Source organism: Actinophytocola sp. NPDC049390 (assembly GCF_044466355.1).
Lineage (GTDB): Bacteria > Actinomycetota > Actinomycetes > Mycobacteriales > Pseudonocardiaceae > Actinophytocola.
In genome coordinates, this window is record NZ_JBITMQ010000001.1 from 584,086 (window position 1) to 600,354 (window position 16,269).

Sequence of the window (16,269 nt, forward strand, 5' to 3'; positions counted from 1 at the left end):
TCTGGTGTTAATTTCACATCTCATCGGTGACATGTGATCGGAGCGGGATGACCGACCAGCTCAACGCGACGGTGGCCCCCTACGGGCTCCGCTGCGACCACCTGGTCGAGCCGCTCGGCATCGCCGGCGACCGGCCACTGCTCTCCTGGCGCCTGCGTTCCGGCCGCCGTGACGACACCCCGGTGTCCTGCCGCGTCGTGGTGACCGCGGACGGCACCACGGTCTGGGACTCCGGCGAGGCTGCCGACCCGGCCGCCGTCGCCATCCGGTGCGCACCGCTCGAGCCGCGCACCCGCTACCACTGGCAGGTCACCGTCACCGCCGAGGACGGCGCGACCAACACCGCCACGTCGTGGTTCGAGACCGGCAACGACACCTGGACCGCGGCCTGGATCACCCACGACCCGTCCGAAGTGGACGTGGTGGACGCGCCGGACGAGGGCGAGCTCGCGCTGGCCGACCACGGCCTGCGCCCGGCGATCGACCTGCGCCGCGGGCTGACCGTCCGCGCCGCACCGGTTCGCGCCCGTCTGTACGTCACGGCCCGGGGCCTGTACGAGGCGCACCTCAACGGCACCAGGATCGGCGACCACGAACTGGCTCCCGGCTGGACCGAGTACCGCGACCGGATCGACTACCAGACCCACGACGTCACGGACCTGATCACCAGCGGCGCCAACACCCTCGACGTCACGATCGCCGACGGCTGGTGGAGCGGCTACGTCGGCTTCGACCCGCGCCGCTCGGGCGCCCACTACGGCACGTTCCCGCAGCTGCTCGCCGAACTGCACCTCGAACACGCCGACGGCACCCACGAGGTGATCACGACCGACGGCACGTGGCAGTCCCGCCGCGGCCGCGTCCGCTACGCCGACCTGCTGATGGGGGAGTGCCACGACCGCGCCACCACCCCCGGCGACTGGCACCCGGCCACCGTCGTCGACACCGACCACACCCGCCTCACCGCCGGGGTCGCGCCCCCGATCCGTGCGACGGAGGAACTCCCCGCCAGGACGATCACGCGGCAGGGCGACCGCCACCTCGTCGACTTCGGCCAGAACGTCGCGGGCCGCGTCCGCCTCACCGCACGGAACCTGACACCCGGCGACCGCGTGGTCATCCGCCACGGCGAGGCGCTGAACACCGACGGCACGCTGCACACCGCGAACCTCCGCACGGCGCGGGCCACGGACGTCCTCGTCGCCGGTGCGCGGACCGAGACCTTCGAACCCCGCTTCACCTACCACGGCTTCCGCTACGCCGAGGTCACCGGCCTGACGGAACTGTCCGAAGAGGACATCACGGCCGTCGTGCTGCACAGCGACACCCCACGCACCGGCGAGTTCTCCTGTGGCGACGGGGAACTCGACCGGCTCCACGAGAACATCCGCTGGGGCCAGCGCGGCAACTTCGTGTCCGTGCCCACCGACTGCCCGCAACGCGACGAACGCCTCGGCTGGCTCGCCGACGCGCAGGTCTTCCTGCCGACCGCCGCGCTCAACGCCGACGTCGCCGCGTTCTTCGCGGGCTGGCTCCGCGAGGTGCGCGGCGCGCAGTCGGCGGAAGGCGGCTTCACCAACGTGGCACCGCGCCTCGCCGGGGTCGCCGACGAGGGCGCACCCGGCTGGGCGGACGCGGGCGTCCTGATCCCGTGGCACCTCTACGAGGTCTACGGCGACGAACGGTTCCTCGAAGACAACCTCGACGCCATGCGCGCGTGGGTGGCGTTCGTCCATCGCCACAACCCGGACCTGGTGTGGCGCAACAAGGTGGGCCCGCACTTCGCCGACTGGCTCGCACCCGTCCCGACCCCACGCGAGGTCGTCGCCACCGCCTACTTCGCCCGCAGCGCCGAACTGACCGCCCGCGCCGCCGAGGTCCTCGGCCGACCGCACGACCGCACGCTCGCCGAGCACGTCCGCAAGACGTTCGTCGAGCGGTTCTGGCGTGACGGCCGCCTGCACGGCGACACCCAGACCGCCTACCTCCTGGCGCTCGCGTTCGACCTGCTGCCCGACGACCTCGTCCCGCGAGCGGTCGACAGGCTCGTCGAACTGACCGAGACCGGCATCGCCACCGGCTTCCTCGGTGTTTCCCTGATCGCGCCGGTGCTCGACCGCTTCGGTCACCCGGAACGCGCACACGCCCTGCTGCGCGACGAGAACCCGCCGTCGTGGCGGTACCCGCTGCGACACGGCGCCACCACGGTCTGGGAACGCTGGGACGGCTACACCGACGAACGCGGGTTCCAGGTCGCCGCCATGAACTCGTTCAACCACTACGCGCTCGGCTCGGTCGGCGAATGGCTCTACCGCGGCGTCGCCGGCCTCGACCAGGCACCCGGTTCGGTCGGCTACCGCGACCTGCTGATCCGCCCACGTCCCGGCCGGCTGACTCGCGCGAGCGCCCGGTACGAGTCGGTGCGCGGCACCGTCGCCACCGACTGGGCCATCGTGGACGACAGGTTCACGCTCGCCGTCACCGTGCCGCCCGGCGCGACCGCCACCGTGCACGTGCCGACCGCCGACCCGTCGAGCGTGCGAGAACGAGCCCTGCCGGTGCGGGAGGCCACCGGTGTCCGGGTGCTCCACACCGAGCCAGGCGCGCTCGTCTGCCTGCTCACCTCGGGGGACTTCCATTTCACCTCGGCAGCGCCGCCACCTCAGGAGTGATCATGACCATCGACAAGCTGTCCCGGCGCGGTTTCCTCGCGCTCACCGGCGGAGTCGCCGCGACCGCGGCACTGGCCGCGTGCGGCGGTTCGGGCAGCGGCGACACGCTGCGGCTCATCGGCGTCGCGGACCAGCAGAAGCCGCTCGACCAGCTCACCAAGGCGTACAAGAAGATCGGGTTCAGCACGTCCTACGCGCCGACAGACCAGGTGCAGACGTCGGTGCGCACCCAGCTCGGTGCGGGCAACGCACCGGACGTGCACGTCGTGTACCCCGGCAACGGCAGCGCGATGAGCATGGCGCAGATCGCGGACGCGAACCTGCTCGCCGACCTGTCCGACCAGGAGTGGACGAAGAAGATCCCCGAGAACTTCAAGCCCGCGTTCCAGATGGACGGCAAGACCTACATCTACTCGGCGGGTGCGAGCGTCATCGGCGCGATCTACAACACGAAGGTGTTCGCCGAGGTCGGGGTGGCGCCGCCGACGACGTGGCCGGAGCTGCTCGACGTGTGCGCGAAGCTCAAGGCCGCGGGCAAGATCCCGATCGCGCTCGGCGCCCAGACCCCGTGGATCACCCAGCTGATCACCTACGCACTCGTGCCGTCCACTGTGTACGCGAAGGACCCGGAGTTCGACCGGAAGATGGCGGACGGCTCCGCCAGCTTCGCCGACTCGGGCTGGGCGGACGCGTTCGAGATGTACCTGGACCTGCAGAAGCGCGGCTACTTCAACGACAACCCGAACGGCACCACGTTCGAGCAGCAGACGGCGATGGTGGCGACCGGCGAGGCCGCCATGGCGATCCAGGTGAGCGCGGTGCTGCCGGACTTCCGCGACGCCGCGTCGAGCCCGGACGACCTGTCGATGTTCCCCGTGCCCGGTGCGGACACCGCCGACGGCGTGTGGATCCCGGCCGGTGTCGTCGTCGGCCTCGGGGTGAACGCGCGCGGCAAGAAGCTCGACGACGCCAAGGCGTTCATCGAGTTCCTCGGTGAGCAGAAGAACATCAACGCGTGGGCCGAGGCCGTCGCGTGCGTGCCGCTGGTGCGCGACAGCTCCTCGAAGATCGACCCCGTGTTGGACCCGTTCCTGCCGTTCCTCGACGAGAACAGGGCGGTGCCGTTCATGGACCAGGCGTGGCCCAACGCCGAGGTGCAGCCCGCGCACTTCGCGGTCGTGCAGGAACTGCTCGGCGGCGAGACCACCATTCCGGAGGCGCTCGCCACGCTCGACCAGACCTACCGGAAGAGCTAGCACGTGCGGCGCAAGTTCCTCCTGCCGCCGTGGTGGTTCGCGGTTCCCGCGCTGCTCGTGTACGCACTCGTCGTGCTGTACCCGAGCGGTGCGGGCATCATGTACGCGTTCACCGACTGGACCGGCATCGGCGACTTCTCGTTCGTCGGCTTCGACAACTTCACCCAGCTGTGGAACGACGAGGCCGCACGCGGGTCGCTGCTGAACACCCTGCTGCTGACCGTCGCGATCGTGGTGGTGCAGAACGGGATCGGGCTCGCCCTCGCGCTCGGCGTGCACGCACGCATCAGGTCGCGGGCACTGCTGCGGGTGATCTTCTTCGCACCCGCCGTGGTGAGTCCGGTGATGGTCGCGTTCCTGTGGAAGTACGTCTACAACCCCGATCCGGAGTCCGGCCTCAACGGGATCCTCGGCGCGATCGGGCTCGGCGGCTGGCGGCAGGACTGGCTCGGCGACCCCGACCTCGCGCTGTGGTCGGTGGCGTTCATGGTCGTGTGGCAGTTCGCGGGCTACTCGATGGTGATCTTCCTCGCCGGGCTCGAGTCGGTGCCGGACAACCTGCACGAGGCCGCGATGATCGACGGCGCCGGGCGGTGGCAACGGTTCCGCCACGTGACGTGGCCGCTGCTCGCACCCGCCGTGACGGTCAACGTGATGTTGTCCACCATCGGCGGACTCAAGCTGTTCGACCAGGTCTACGCGGCGACCAACGGTGGCCCGGGACACGCGAGCGAAACGCTGTCCACTGTGCTCTACAAGCAGGCGTTCGTGTTCGGCAACTACGGCTACTCGACCGCGATCGCGTTGGTGCTCGCCCTCTTCGTGGCGGCCGTCTCGCTGATCCAGATCCACTTCCTCCGCGGCCGGGAGGTCACATCATGAGTTTCCGATATGGACTCCGGACGTTCGCGCTCGAGTTGTTGATGATCGCGGTCGCGGTGGCTTTCCTGTTCCCTGTGTACGCGCTGGTCACGCTGTCCCTCAAGGATCAGCGACAGGTCGCGGAGTCGCCGTTGGGGCTCCCGTCCTCCCCGACGTTCGACAACTTCGCCGGTGCCTGGGAGCGGGCGTCGTTCGGTGACGCGTTGCTGAACAGCACGGTGATCACCGTCGTCAGCGTGGTGGTGCTGATCGGGATCGGGTCGTTCGCCGCGTACTTCATCGCGCGCTGCCAGACCCGGCTCGGCTACGGCCTGTACGTGCTGTTCCTGCTCGGCATCGTGCTGCCGTTCCAGCTCGGCATGATCCCGCTGTTCTCGATGGTGGACGACGCCGGCCTGCTCGGCACCTACCAGGGGATGATCGTCTTCTACACCGGCATCCAGTTGCCGTTCACGATCTTCCTGTACACCGGGTTCATCCGCGCGCTGCCGAACGACTACGCCGACGCCGCGCTCATCGACGGCGCGAGCCACTTCCGCGCGTTCCGGCAGGTGGTGTTCCCGCTGCTGCGGCCGGTCACCGGCACCGTGCTGATCCTGAACGCGGTGTTCGTGTGGAACGACTTCCTCACCCCGCTGCTGTACCTGGGCGGGTCCGAGAAGGAGACCATCCCGGTGCGGGTCTTCTCGTTCGTCGGCCAGTACGTCTCCGACTACGGCCTCGTGTTCGCCGGTCTCGTGTTGGCGGCGCTGCCGATCCTGGCCATCTTCCTGGTGCTCCAGAAGTACGTGATCAAGGGTTTCTCCAGCGGCTTGAAGGGGTGAGGCGAATGGCGATCGGGCGGCGTGAGCTTTTGTTGTCCGGTGGTGTGGTGGGACTCGCGGCCGCCACCGCGGGCTTCTCCGCGAGCAGTGGGCACGCCAGCCCCCGGGGCGACCTGTTCGAACTCGGGGTCGCGTCCGGCGACCCGTGGCCGGACAGCGTGGTGCTGTGGACCCGGCTCGCCCCGGACCCGTTGGCGTTGGACGGCCGCGGCGGCATGCCGGACCGCAGGGTCGGCGTGGACTGGCAGGTCGCCACCGACGACCGGTTCCGCCATGTGGTCCGAAAAGGACGGACGACGGCCGTGCCGGAGCTGGCGCACTCGGTGCACGTCGAGGTCGACGGCCTCGCACCGGACCGCGAGTACTTCTACCGGTTCCGCGCGGGCGGCGTGCTCAGCCCGGTCGGCCGGACCAGGACGGCGCCGGCGCCGTGGGCCCGGGTGGGCGCGATGAGCTTCGCCGTCGCGTCGTGCCAGGCGTGGTTCGAGGGCTACTACACCGCCTACCGGCACATGGCCGACGAGGACGTCGCCGTCGTGTTCCACCTCGGCGACTACATCTACGAGAACAAGATCGGCGCGACCGGCGGGGTGCGGAACACACCGGTGCCCGCCGAGATCGGCGCGAAACCGTTCGACCTGACCCAGTACCGGCTGCGGCACGCACTGCACCGCTACGACCCCGACATCATCGCCGCGCACCAGGCCCACCCGTTCGCCCTGGTGTGGGACGACCACGAGATCGACGACAACTGGGTCGGCGACATCTCCAAGGCCGACGGTGAACCGGACAACGACCCGGCGGTGTTCCGGCAGCGCAAGGCCGCCGCGTTCCAGGCCTACTACGAGCACCTCCCGCTGCGCCTGCCCTCCACCCGGCTGCACCGGAAGCTCTCCTACGGCCGGCTCGTCGACTTCCACGTGCTCGACACCCGCCAGTACCGGGCCGACCAGGCGTGCGGCGACCGCACCAGCGACTGCGCCGACCGGTTCCTGCCGGACCGCCAGGTGCTCGGCCCGGCGCAGGAACAGTGGCTGTACGACGGGCTGCGCTCCTCGGACGCGCTGTGGAACGTGATCCCGCAGCAGATTCCGGTGACGCAGGTCGACACCGTGCCGGGGGACGGCCGAGCGTTCGTCATGGACTTCTGGGACGGTTACAAGCCCGCCCGCGACCGGTTGTTCGCCGAGCTGGCCCGGGTGCGCAACCCGGTCGTGCTGACCGGCGACATGCACCGGCACATGGCCGCGGACCTCAAGCTCGACTTCGACGACCCGTCCTCCCGCACCATCGGCGTCGAGTTCGTCGGCACGTCCATCTCGACCAAGATGGACGGTGAGGACCTCGACCAGGGCGGCCGGAACCTGCTCGACGCCAACGAGCACATCAGGTTCACCAGCTACCAGCGCGGCTACCTGCGCTGCACCGTCGACGACCAGACCTGCCGCGCCGACTTCCGCGTCCTGCCGTACGTGACCCGGCCCGGCGCACCCGTGTCGACCCGCACGAGCTACGTGACGGAGAACGGCAACCCCGGACTGCAACTCGCCTGACTGAATTCACGGTCCCACCACAGGAGGTTCGTCTTGAACACACCCATGTCCCGACGACGGGCGCTGGGGCTTGGCGGCGCGGGTGCGGCGGCGGTGCTGCTGGGCACCGGCGCGTGGAACGCGGCAGGCGCGTTCGCGGCACCCAGGGCCGGTGGCCTGTTCACGCTCGGCGTCGCGTCCGGCGACCCCGCACCGGACGGCGTCGTGCTGTGGACCCGCCTCGCGTCCGACCCGTTCGCCGTGGACGGCAAGGGCGGCATGCCGGACCGTCCGGTGCGCGTCGAGTACGAGGTGGCGGTCGACGAGGGGTTCCGCGGCGTCGTGCGGCGTGGCAGCGCGGTCGCCACCCCGCAACTGGGTCACTCGGTGCACCCGGAGATCCACGGCCTGGCGCCGGACCGCGAGTACTTCTACCGGTTCCGCGCCGGTGACGAGTTGTCCCCGGTCGGCCGCACCAGGACCATGCCCGCGCCGCACTCCAACCCGCGTGAGCTGAACTTCGCGTTCGCGTCGTGCCAGGCGTGGCAGGACGGGTACTTCACCGCGTACGACCACATCGCGGCCGAGGACCTCGACTTCGTGGTCCACCTCGGCGACTACCTCTACGAGTACGGCGTGCGCAGCAACCGGCGCGGTGTCGTCACCGATCCGCGTTTCCACACCGAGACGTTCGACCTGGCGCGCTACCGGCTGCAGTACTCGCTGTACAAGACCGAGGCACCGTTGCGGAACGCGCACGCGATGCACCCGTTCATCACCACGTTCGACGACCACGAGGTCGAGAACAACTGGGCGGGCGACCTCTCACAGGCCGACACCGAGCCCGACCAGGACCCGGCCGTGTTCCGCAAGCGCCGTGCGGACGCGTTCCAGGCCATGTACGAGAACCTGCCGCTGCGCCGTGCCCAGATGCCGACCGGGCCGGACATCCGCATGCACCGCAGGCTGTACTACGGCAAGCTCGCCGACCTGACGATGATCGACACCCGCACCTACCGCGACGACCAGCCGTGCGGCGACGGTGGCGGCGTGGACTGTGCCGACCGGTTCGACGACGACCGGACACTCCTCGGCGCGGCGCAGCGGGACTGGCTGGTCGACGGCTTCTCCCGGTCGAACGCGCGCTGGCAGATCCTCGGCAACCAGGCCCCGATGGGCCAGACCGACCGCGACCCGGGCCCGGCCGTCGACGTGTGGTACGACCCGTGGGACGGCTACGTGGCGGACCGCAACCGCGTGCTGGCGGCGGCGCAGGACCGCGGTGTGCGGAACCTGGTGGTGATCACGGGTGACCGGCACCAGAACTACGCGTGGGACCTCAAGCGCGACTTCGCCGACCCGAACTCGCCCACGGTCGCCACGGAGTTCGTCGGCACGTCGATCACCAGTGGCGGCGACGGCGCCGACATGAACGACGACGGCGTGAAGTTCATGGCCGCCAACCCGCACATGAAGTTCTTCAACGCCCAGCGCGGGTACGTGCGGGTGAACGTGAACCGGGAACGGTGGCAGAGCGACTTCCGGGTGCTGCCGTACGTGCAGCAGCCGGGCGCCCCGGTGTCGACACGCGCGAGCTTCGTGGTCGAGGACCGCGTGCCGGGCGTTCAGGAGGCCTGAGCCTCGTAGACGGCGGCGGCCACGGCCAGGTCCTCCCAGGCCATGCCGACGCTCTTGAACACGCGTGGACGGTCGTCCGGCACGGTGATCTCGTGCCGGACGACCGACGCGAGGGGGATCAGGTCCGTCGTCCCGGCGAGGATCACGTCACCGGCCTCGCGCAGTGCGGTCGGGACCGACTCGACGACGACCGTCCTCATCAACTCCGCCGGTAGCTCACGGGCGTCGGGTTCGTGCGAGCCCACCGCCACCACCGTCGCGCCGGGACGGACCAGGCGGGCGGGGAACAGGGGAGTGCGGGCGGTCGTCGCACAGCAGACGATGTCGGCCTCGGCGACCGGGGCCGGGTCGTCTCCCCTGCCGAGGAAGGTCACGCCGGTCACCTCCCGGACCGCTCGTGTGGCCGTCACGTGGCCGTGGGCCTGCGGACCTCTGCCGAAGACCACGAGCCGGGCGGGGGTCGTCGGCGCCAGGAGGTCCACCGCGAGCGCGGAGACCGCCGGGGTGCGGAGCGTGGTCAGCGCCGGGCCGTCCAGCAGCGCGAGCGGGGTCAGGGTCGCGGCGTCCATGAGCACGTACACGCCCTTGATCCGCGGCGTGCCCTCGTGCGCCACCGTCGCCAGCTTCACGCCCGTGTACCGGGCACCCGACGACGGCATCAGCAGCAGCTGGCCTGCGGGCACCGGCACGACCGTCCGCGCGGGGTCGGCGTCCACGTCGAGACCGGCCAGCAACGCGTCACGCAGGGCCTGGACGGCTCCGGCGTAGGTCAGGGCCATGACCTGGTGGTGATCGAGGAACGGCAGCACGCCCCGACCGTAGTCGCCGAGCGAGTCATGCAATTTTTCGACTGATCAGCGCAAGTATCTAGCAATGCGATGTGATCTGGGTTACGGTCCGGCCGTGACATGGAGACGGTTGCTGGTGGTGGGCGCGGTGGTCGCCCTGGGTGTGGGAGACGTGGCGGCAACGGCCGAGACACGGGCCGAGACACGGGCGGTGGCACGGGCGGTGGCACCGGTCGTCACACGGGCCGCGCTCGCGCCGCACCTGGTCGCGGGCCGGGGCGCGGACGTCGCGTTCCTCGAACAGGAGGCCGAGAACGCGGCCACGAACGGCACGGTCATCGGGCCCGACCGGACCGCCTACACGCTGCCCGCCGAGGCGTCCGGCCGCACCGCGGTCCGGCTCGCACCGGGGCAGCACGTCGAGTTCACGCTCCCCGCGGACGCGAACGCGGTCACCGTCCGGTACAGCATCCCCGACGCGCCGAACGGCGGCGGCACGACCGCGCCGCTGCGCGTCGCGGTCGACGGCGAGCACCGCGCCACGATGACGCTGACGTCGCGGTACGCGTGGCTCTACAACCAGTACCCGTTCACCAACGACCCCAACGCCGACCTCCTGCATCCCGACTGGTGGATCACCGAGTGCGCCTGCGTGCCGTCGCAGACGAACCCGCCGCCGGTGATCACGAAACCGTTCCGCCCCACGCACTTCTACGACGAGCAGCGCCTGCGCCTCGGCCGCACCTACCGCGCGGGCGACACGATCCGGCTCACCGCCACGGACCGGGCCGCGTGGACGGTCATCGACCTGCTCGGCTCCGAACTGGTCGGGCGGCCGCACGTCGAGAAGAGGGCGCTCGACGTTCGGCTGTTCGGCGCGGACCCCACCGGCCGCCGTGACGCCGCGCCCGCGCTCGAACGCGCCATCGCGCTGGCCCGGTTCCTGAACGTCCCCGTGTACCTGCCGCCGGGGGAGTTCCAGGTGAACCGGCACATCATCGTCGACGACGTCACGATCGTCGGTGCGGGCAACTGGCACACGGTCGTCAGGGGCCGTGCGGTCGCGCTCGACCCGCCCGCACCGGACGGCTCCGTCCACACCGGCGTCGGGTTCTACGGCCGCGACGCGGCCGACGGCGGCTCGTCGAACGTGCACCTGCGCGGGTTCGCCATCGAAGGCGACGTCCGCGAACGCATCGACACCGACCAGGTCAACGGCATCGGCGGCGCGATGAGCGACTCCACGATCCGCGACCTGTACCTCCACCACACCAAGGTCGGCCTGTGGTTCGACGGGCCCATGTCGGGCACCGTCGTCGAGGACAACATCATCACCGACCAGATCGCGGACGCGCTGAACTTCCACGTCGGCGTCACGGACTCGGTGGTGCGGAACAACTTCGTGCGCAACACGGGCGACGACGGTCTCGCCATGTGGGCGGAGCACCAGCAGAACGCCAGGAACGTGTTCGACCACAACACCGTGCAGACGCCCGTACTGGCCAACGGCATCGCCCTGTACGGCGGGACCGACAACACGGTGTCGCGCAACCTGGTCGCCGACCCGGTCCGCGAGGGCAGCGGCATCCACGTCGGGTCGCGGTTCGGCGCACGGCCGTTCACCGGACACGCGTGGATCACCGACAACACCACGGTCCGCGCGGGCACGTACGAGCTGAACTGGAACATCGGCCTCGGCGCGATCTGGTTCTACGCGCTGGACCGCGACATCGACGCCGCGATACGGGTGACCGGCAACCACTTCCTCGACAGCACCTACAACGCGATCATGTTCGTGAGCGACTGGCCGGTGAAGGACCTGTACTCGATCCGCGGCGTGCGGTTCACCGACACGAGGATCGACGGCACGGGCACGTCCGTGCTGAGCGCTCGCGTGATGGGCGGCGTGACGTTCGAGAACACCGACGCGCGCAACGTGGGCGCCATCGGTGTGAACAACTGCGGCTCGTTCAACTTCCCGGCGACGGGCTCGGAGTTCACGGTGACCGACGCGGGCGGCAACGACGGTGGCTGGCTGCTGCCCTGGATGCTCCCGAACACCGTCACCTGCGACGATCGCCCGCCGGTCGTGCCACCGCCGCCGCCGTCGGAGTGGTGAGGTATTAGTAGCGGGTGTTCGAGACCTACCTGCTGCCGGTCACCACGGCGCTGACGGTCTTCCCGCTGCTCGCACTGATCGTGATGCTCCCGGTCGCGGTGGTGTCCTATCGCCGCCGCGGCCGGGCGGGTGGGTGGACGACGCTCGTCTTCTACTGCTTCCTCTTCTACCTGCTCGCGGCCCTGATGCAGACGATCGTGCCGCTGCCCGCGAACCCGGGGGAGTACTGCGCGGGCCAGTCGTACGCGTCAACGCCCCAGCTGCGGCCGTTCTACTTCGTCGACGTGCTCCAGACGCGGGCGCGGGTGTCGGGGACGTGGCTGAACCCGGCGCTGGGGAGCACCGCGCTGAACGTGGTGCTGCTGGCGCCGCTCAGCTTCTTCGCGCGGTACCTGTCCGGCACCCGGTTCCTGGCGGCGACCGGTCTCGGCTTCGGGGCGTCGCTGTTCTTCGAGCTGACCCAGCTGACCGGGCTGTGGTTCATCTACCCGTGCGCGTACCGGCTGTTCAGCGTCGACGACCTGGTCCTGAACACGGCGGGCGCCGCGCTGGGCTGGGTCGTCGCGGGCCCGCTGATCCGGGTGCTGCCGAACCTCGACCCGGTCCGCGACCGACGCCGCTACGCGACGCGCGTGACCGCCAGCCGTCGCGTACTGGCGCTGTTGACCGACGCGGTGGCGTTCGGGGTGCTCGTGGTCCTGGTGCTGGGCTCGGCGAAGCTGTTCGGCATCGACGTGTCACGCGGTCTGGTCGTGGCCGTGCTGGCCCTGGGCTACTTCTGGGCGGTGCCGGTGCTGGCCGACGGCACGCCGGGGAAGCGGGCCATGCTGTTGCGGGTGGCACGCGCCGACGGCCGCCGGGCGGGGCCGCTGTCGTGGCTGGTGCGCAACGGGGTGCTGTTGTCGCCGCTCTGGCTGGTGTGGCTGGCGCTGACGGTGGACCGGTGGGACGTTCTCGGCTCACCGCGACAACTCCTGATCCCGGCCGGTCTGCTGGTGTCGCTGTTCGTGGTCGGCGTGTGGACCCCGCTGGCGGTCTTCTTCGGTGACGAACCCGCGCCGTACGAACGCCTGTCCCGGACGCGGAACGTGGCGGTCGTGGCCGGGAACCCTTCCGTGGCAAGCACTTCCACCTCATAGCCCGGCTCGCCGATCGCGTTTGCCACAAACAGCTATTAGCTATATAGATGTCCGATATTATCGCCGGTAGGGCCCGTGCCGGGGAACGACCGGCCGCCCCCGGGCGCTCAGTCCATGGCCTGTGTGTCGCGTGGCGGCAGGAACGGCTCCTCGTCCTCGGGCAGGCCCTCGGCGACCTCCTTGCCGCGCGTCAGCTCCGCGTCGAACTCGGCGCCGAACAGGATCGCCAGGTTCGAGATCCACAGCCACACCAGGAACACCACGACACCGGCCAGTGACCCGTAGACCTTGTTGTACGAGGCGAAGTTCGCGACGTAGACCGCGAACCCGGCCGACGCCGCCGCCCACACGAGAACCGCGATCGCGCTGCCCGGCGTGACCCACCGGAACCCGGGCTGCCGCACGTTCGGCGCCGCCCAGTACAGGATGGCGATGGCGAGGCTGATCAGCACCGCCAGCACAGGCCACTTCGCGATGTTCCACACCACGATGCCCGTGGACCCGAGGCCCACCGCACGGCCGACGCGGTCGGCGATGCCGCCGCTCAGGATCACGCCGAGGGCGGTGGCGGTCAGCAGCACCATCATCGTGATCGTCAGTGCGATCCGCAGCGGGACGGTCTTCCAGATCGGCCTGCCCTCCTCGACCTCGTAGATCGCGTTGGACGCGCGGATGAACCCGCCCAGGTAGCCGGACGCGGCCCACAGCGCGCTCGCCAGGCTGATGATCGCGAGGGGGCCGGCGACCGACGTCGAACCCGCGAGTTGCCTGACCACGTCGACGAGCGTGTCCTGCGCCTGGCTCGGCGCGAACTGCCGCAGGTTCTCCACGAGCTTGTCGGGGTCGCCGACCAGGCCGATGAGGCTGGCGAGCACCAGCACCGCGGGGAACAGCGACAGCACGGAGTAGTAGGTGAGCGCGGCGGCCCAGTCGGGGAGGTTGTCGTCCACGAACTCGGCGAACGTCCGCTTCAGCGCACCCCACCACGCGTGTTTCGGCAGGTCTGTGGGCGTCTCGGTGCGCATGGCGTCCTCCTCGTGCCGCATCGTGTCGACAACGCGGTTACCCGTCATGGCGGTCGATGCACCTGACTGAACCAACCGCTCGTGCCGAAGAACCCCCCGAACGGGGACTTGATCTGCGGCGATGCGGATGGTTGCGTGCATCCGGCCGTTCCACGGCCCCGCCAGACCGGCGGGGACCAGGTGGAACGCGCAGATGGAGGTACCAAGTGCGAAGAACTTCCTTCCGAGCATTAGTCGCGGCGGCGGTGGCGGTGTCCGCTGCCGGTGTCACCGCCGCGACCGCGTCCCCGGCCGTCGCGCAGGACGGGCCCGCGGCGCACTTCGTCGTGCTCGGGCCGCAGCACGGCTCGCTGGGCAATACCGAGGCGTCGATCCGTGCCGCGGGCGGCGAGGTGCTGCAGAGCTGGCCCCAGATCGGGGTCGTGATCGCGACGTCGACCAGCGCGGACTTCGCGTCCGAGGTGCGGGGCAAGCCGGGCGTCGCCGGGGCCGGTGCCTCCAGAAACCTGGCGGAGCTGGACCAGGCGGCGGCGCGTTCGGCCGGTGCGTCCGAGCAGCAGGGCATGCTCGCCGAGATCGACGCGGTGGCCACCGCCGCCGCGACGGCGCCCGCCGCCGGCGCGGTCGCGGCTGAGCCGCTCGAGGCCAACCAGTGGGGCGTGCGGGCGATCAGGTCGGACCAGGCCAACGCGATCTCCGGCGGCAGCCGCTCGGTGCTCGTCGGCGTGCTCGACTCCGGCATCGACCCGGCCCACCCCGACCTGGCGCCGAACCTGGACGCGTCGAAGTCGGTCGGCTGTACGGACGAGGGCGTACCCGACACGTCCCCGGCCGCGTGGGCGCCGACCACCAGCTCACACGGCACGCACGTCGCGGGCACCATCGCCGCGGCGCGCAACGGGATCGGTGTCGCCGGTGTCGCGCCGAACGTGCGGCTGGCGTCGGTGAAGGTCGTCGACGACAACGGGTTCATCTACCCCGAGTACGCCATCTGCGGGTTCGTGTGGGCGGCCGAGAACGGCATCGACGTCACGAACAACTCCTACTTCATCGACCCGTGGTTCCTGTGGTGCAAGAACGACACGGACCAGGCGGCGGTGATCGAGGCAGTGCGGCGGGCCGTCGACTACTCGGCACGCAATGACGTGGTCAACGTGGCTGCGCTCGGCAACAGCAACTGGGACCTCTCGCACGAGATCACGGACACCGGCAGCCCGAACAACGGGACGCCGGTGGAGCGGACCGTCGGCAACGAGTGCCTCGACCTGCCCGCCGAGCTGCCGGGATTCGTCGGTGTCTCGGCGATCGGCCCGGAGATCCGCAAGTCCTTCTACTCGAACTACGGCGTCATCGAGACCGATGTGGCCGCTCCCGGCGGTGACTCGCGTCAGGTCGCCGACACTCCGTCCCGCAACGGCCGGATCCTGTCGACGATCCCCGGCGGTGGCTACGGCTACTCGCAGGGCACCTCGATGGCCTCGCCGCACGCGGCCGGTGTGGTGGCGCTGATCCGCAGCACCCACCAGGACTGGTCGGCACCCAAGGTGCAGGCGGCGCTCGGCCTGGACGCCGACCGGCTCCCGTGCCCGGAGGGCGTGTACGACCCGGACGGCTCCGGTGCGTTCCTGGCCACGTGCCAGGGCGGGCCGAGCGGCACGGGCTTCTACGGCCTCGGCGTCGTCGACGCCCTGGACGCGGTGACCCGCTGACCGGCTGAACCGCCCTGAAAGACGCTTTCGGGACAAGGAGTGTCCCGGGAGCGTCTTTCAGGGCGTTGGGGCGGACCTTTGGGCAGGGCGTTGATTACGGTGCCCGGCTCGGTCACTGTCGGCGGCATGCGTGCCGAGCGGCGGGTCGTGGTCGTGGTCCTGGGTGGACAGGTCGTGCTGTTCGGTCTGGTCGCCGCCCTCGCGCCCGTGTTCGTCGTCGTCTCCTGCGTCATCGCGCTCCTCGCGCTCATCGCCCTGCTGGTGTTCCTGCTGCGCTGGCAGCGTGCCGACGCCCGCCGGGAGGCGCTCATCGTCTCCGGCGCCCGCACCACCGCGCGGCTCGTCTCCTCCCGTGCGACCGCCACCCGCATCCGCAACCGCACGGTCCAGGCCCACACCTTCGAGGCGCACGCGGCGGGCCGGGTGCTCCGCGCCGAGGCACGCGCCTTCACCCACCTGCCCGTCGGCACCGTGGCGACGATCGCCTACGACACGCGGGGCAACGCGACCGTCGTCGACGACCTCGACCGGCCGTGAGTCGTGACTCCATCACTGGATCAGGTTGACTTCCGTTCACGCGCACCGGTGACGCGTTCCGGGAAGCGCCAGCTCAACCGCCACTGATGCGTATCCGGACATCTTTCCTGTAGCGGACAACACACCCGGTTCTCGGGTTTCCTTGCTC

12 protein-coding genes are annotated in these 16,269 nt (G+C 70.3%); 10 read left to right on the forward strand and 2 right to left on the reverse strand.

The window, feature by feature from the left end; genetic code table 11:
- Window positions 1-47: 47 nt before the first annotated feature.
- Genes ACIBVP_RS02675 through ACIBVP_RS02700 form a run of 6 tightly spaced genes read left to right on the forward strand, consistent with a single transcriptional unit; the run spans window position 48 to window position 8,804 of the window.
- Window positions 48-2,672, forward strand: a complete 2,625-nt coding sequence (locus ACIBVP_RS02675; RefSeq protein WP_396104205.1) for a family 78 glycoside hydrolase catalytic domain — start codon at window positions 48-50, stop codon at window positions 2,670-2,672.
- A gap of 2 nt (window positions 2,673-2,674) precedes the next feature.
- Complete coding sequence (locus ACIBVP_RS02680) at window positions 2,675-3,928, forward strand: ABC transporter substrate-binding protein (protein ID WP_396104206.1); 1,254 nt, start codon at window positions 2,675-2,677, stop codon at window positions 3,926-3,928.
- 3 nt (window positions 3,929-3,931) lie between these two features.
- Window positions 3,932-4,810, forward strand: coding sequence for a carbohydrate ABC transporter permease (locus tag ACIBVP_RS02685; RefSeq protein ID WP_396104207.1), 879 nt, complete (start codon window positions 3,932-3,934; stop codon window positions 4,808-4,810).
- The gene (locus ACIBVP_RS02690; RefSeq protein ID WP_396104208.1) at window positions 4,807-5,634 is read left to right on the forward strand and encodes a carbohydrate ABC transporter permease; all 828 of its coding nucleotides are present in this window, start codon (window positions 4,807-4,809) and stop codon (window positions 5,632-5,634) included. The genes ACIBVP_RS02685 and ACIBVP_RS02690 overlap by 4 nt, the downstream gene beginning before the upstream one ends.
- 5 nt (window positions 5,635-5,639) lie before the next feature.
- Window positions 5,640-7,187: an alkaline phosphatase D family protein gene (locus ACIBVP_RS02695; RefSeq protein WP_396104209.1), complete on the forward strand. Its 1,548-nt coding sequence runs from the start codon at window positions 5,640-5,642 to the stop codon at window positions 7,185-7,187.
- Window positions 7,188-7,232: 45 nt separating this feature from the next.
- A complete protein-coding gene (locus tag ACIBVP_RS02700; protein ID WP_396104210.1) occupies window positions 7,233-8,804 on the forward strand; it encodes an alkaline phosphatase D family protein in 1,572 nt (523 codons plus the stop codon).
- Here the strand turns inward: ACIBVP_RS02700 and ACIBVP_RS02705 are convergent.
- Window positions 8,792-9,613 carry an ornithine cyclodeaminase family protein gene (locus ACIBVP_RS02705; RefSeq protein ID WP_396104211.1) on the reverse strand — a complete coding sequence of 274 codons (822 nt, stop codon included), beginning with the start codon at window positions 9,611-9,613 and terminating at the stop codon, window positions 8,792-8,794. The two genes, ACIBVP_RS02700 and ACIBVP_RS02705, sit on opposite strands and share 13 nt — an antisense overlap.
- 94 nt (window positions 9,614-9,707) lie before the next feature.
- Here ACIBVP_RS02705 and ACIBVP_RS02710 point away from each other — a divergent pair, with 94 nt between their 5' ends.
- Together ACIBVP_RS02710 and ACIBVP_RS02715 are read left to right on the forward strand one after the other, a co-directional pair.
- Window positions 9,708-11,711 carry a glycosyl hydrolase family 28-related protein gene (locus tag ACIBVP_RS02710; RefSeq protein ID WP_396104212.1) on the forward strand — a complete coding sequence of 668 codons (2,004 nt, stop codon included), beginning with the start codon at window positions 9,708-9,710 and terminating at the stop codon, window positions 11,709-11,711.
- 14 nt (window positions 11,712-11,725) lie between these two features.
- A complete protein-coding gene (locus tag ACIBVP_RS02715; RefSeq protein WP_396104213.1) occupies window positions 11,726-12,850 on the forward strand; it encodes a VanZ family protein in 1,125 nt (374 codons plus the stop codon).
- A 107-nt stretch (window positions 12,851-12,957) separates the two neighbouring features.
- Here ACIBVP_RS02715 and ACIBVP_RS02720 read toward each other — a convergent pair whose 3' ends face one another.
- Window positions 12,958-13,923 (reverse strand): YihY/virulence factor BrkB family protein, encoded by a 966-nt coding sequence (locus ACIBVP_RS02720; RefSeq protein WP_396104214.1) that lies wholly within the window; start codon window positions 13,921-13,923, stop codon window positions 12,958-12,960.
- Between the two features lie 197 nt (window positions 13,924-14,120).
- Between ACIBVP_RS02720 and ACIBVP_RS02725 the strand changes: the two genes are divergently transcribed.
- Both ACIBVP_RS02725 and ACIBVP_RS02730 read left to right on the forward strand, forming a co-directional pair.
- Complete coding sequence (locus ACIBVP_RS02725) at window positions 14,121-15,584, forward strand: S8 family peptidase (protein WP_396104215.1); 1,464 nt, start codon at window positions 14,121-14,123, stop codon at window positions 15,582-15,584.
- 126 nt (window positions 15,585-15,710) lie between these two features.
- Entirely contained in the window at window positions 15,711-16,121 is a 411-nt protein-coding gene (locus ACIBVP_RS02730; RefSeq protein WP_396104216.1) for a hypothetical protein, read from the forward strand.
- The last annotated feature ends 148 nt before the right edge of the window (window positions 16,122-16,269 follow it).

What these genes read in the sequence shown, in the direction of transcription:
- ACIBVP_RS02675 (WP_396104205.1), top strand. Translation starts at nt 48, where the DNA reads ATGACCGACCAGCTCAACGCGACGGTGGCCCCCTACGGGCTCCGCTGC.
- ACIBVP_RS02680 (WP_396104206.1), top strand. Translation starts at nt 2,675, where the DNA reads ATGACCATCGACAAGCTGTCCCGGCGCGGTTTCCTCGCGCTCACCGGC.
- ACIBVP_RS02690 (WP_396104208.1), top strand. Translation starts at nt 4,807, where the DNA reads ATGAGTTTCCGATATGGACTCCGGACGTTCGCGCTCGAGTTGTTGATG.
- ACIBVP_RS02695 (WP_396104209.1), top strand. Translation starts at nt 5,640, where the DNA reads ATGGCGATCGGGCGGCGTGAGCTTTTGTTGTCCGGTGGTGTGGTGGGA.
- ACIBVP_RS02700 (WP_396104210.1), top strand. Translation starts at nt 7,233, where the DNA reads ATGTCCCGACGACGGGCGCTGGGGCTTGGCGGCGCGGGTGCGGCGGCG.
- ACIBVP_RS02720 (WP_396104214.1), bottom strand. Translation starts at nt 13,923, where the DNA reads ATGACGGGTAACCGCGTTGTCGACACGATGCGGCACGAGGAGGACGCC.
- ACIBVP_RS02730 (WP_396104216.1), top strand. Translation starts at nt 15,711, where the DNA reads ATGCGTGCCGAGCGGCGGGTCGTGGTCGTGGTCCTGGGTGGACAGGTC.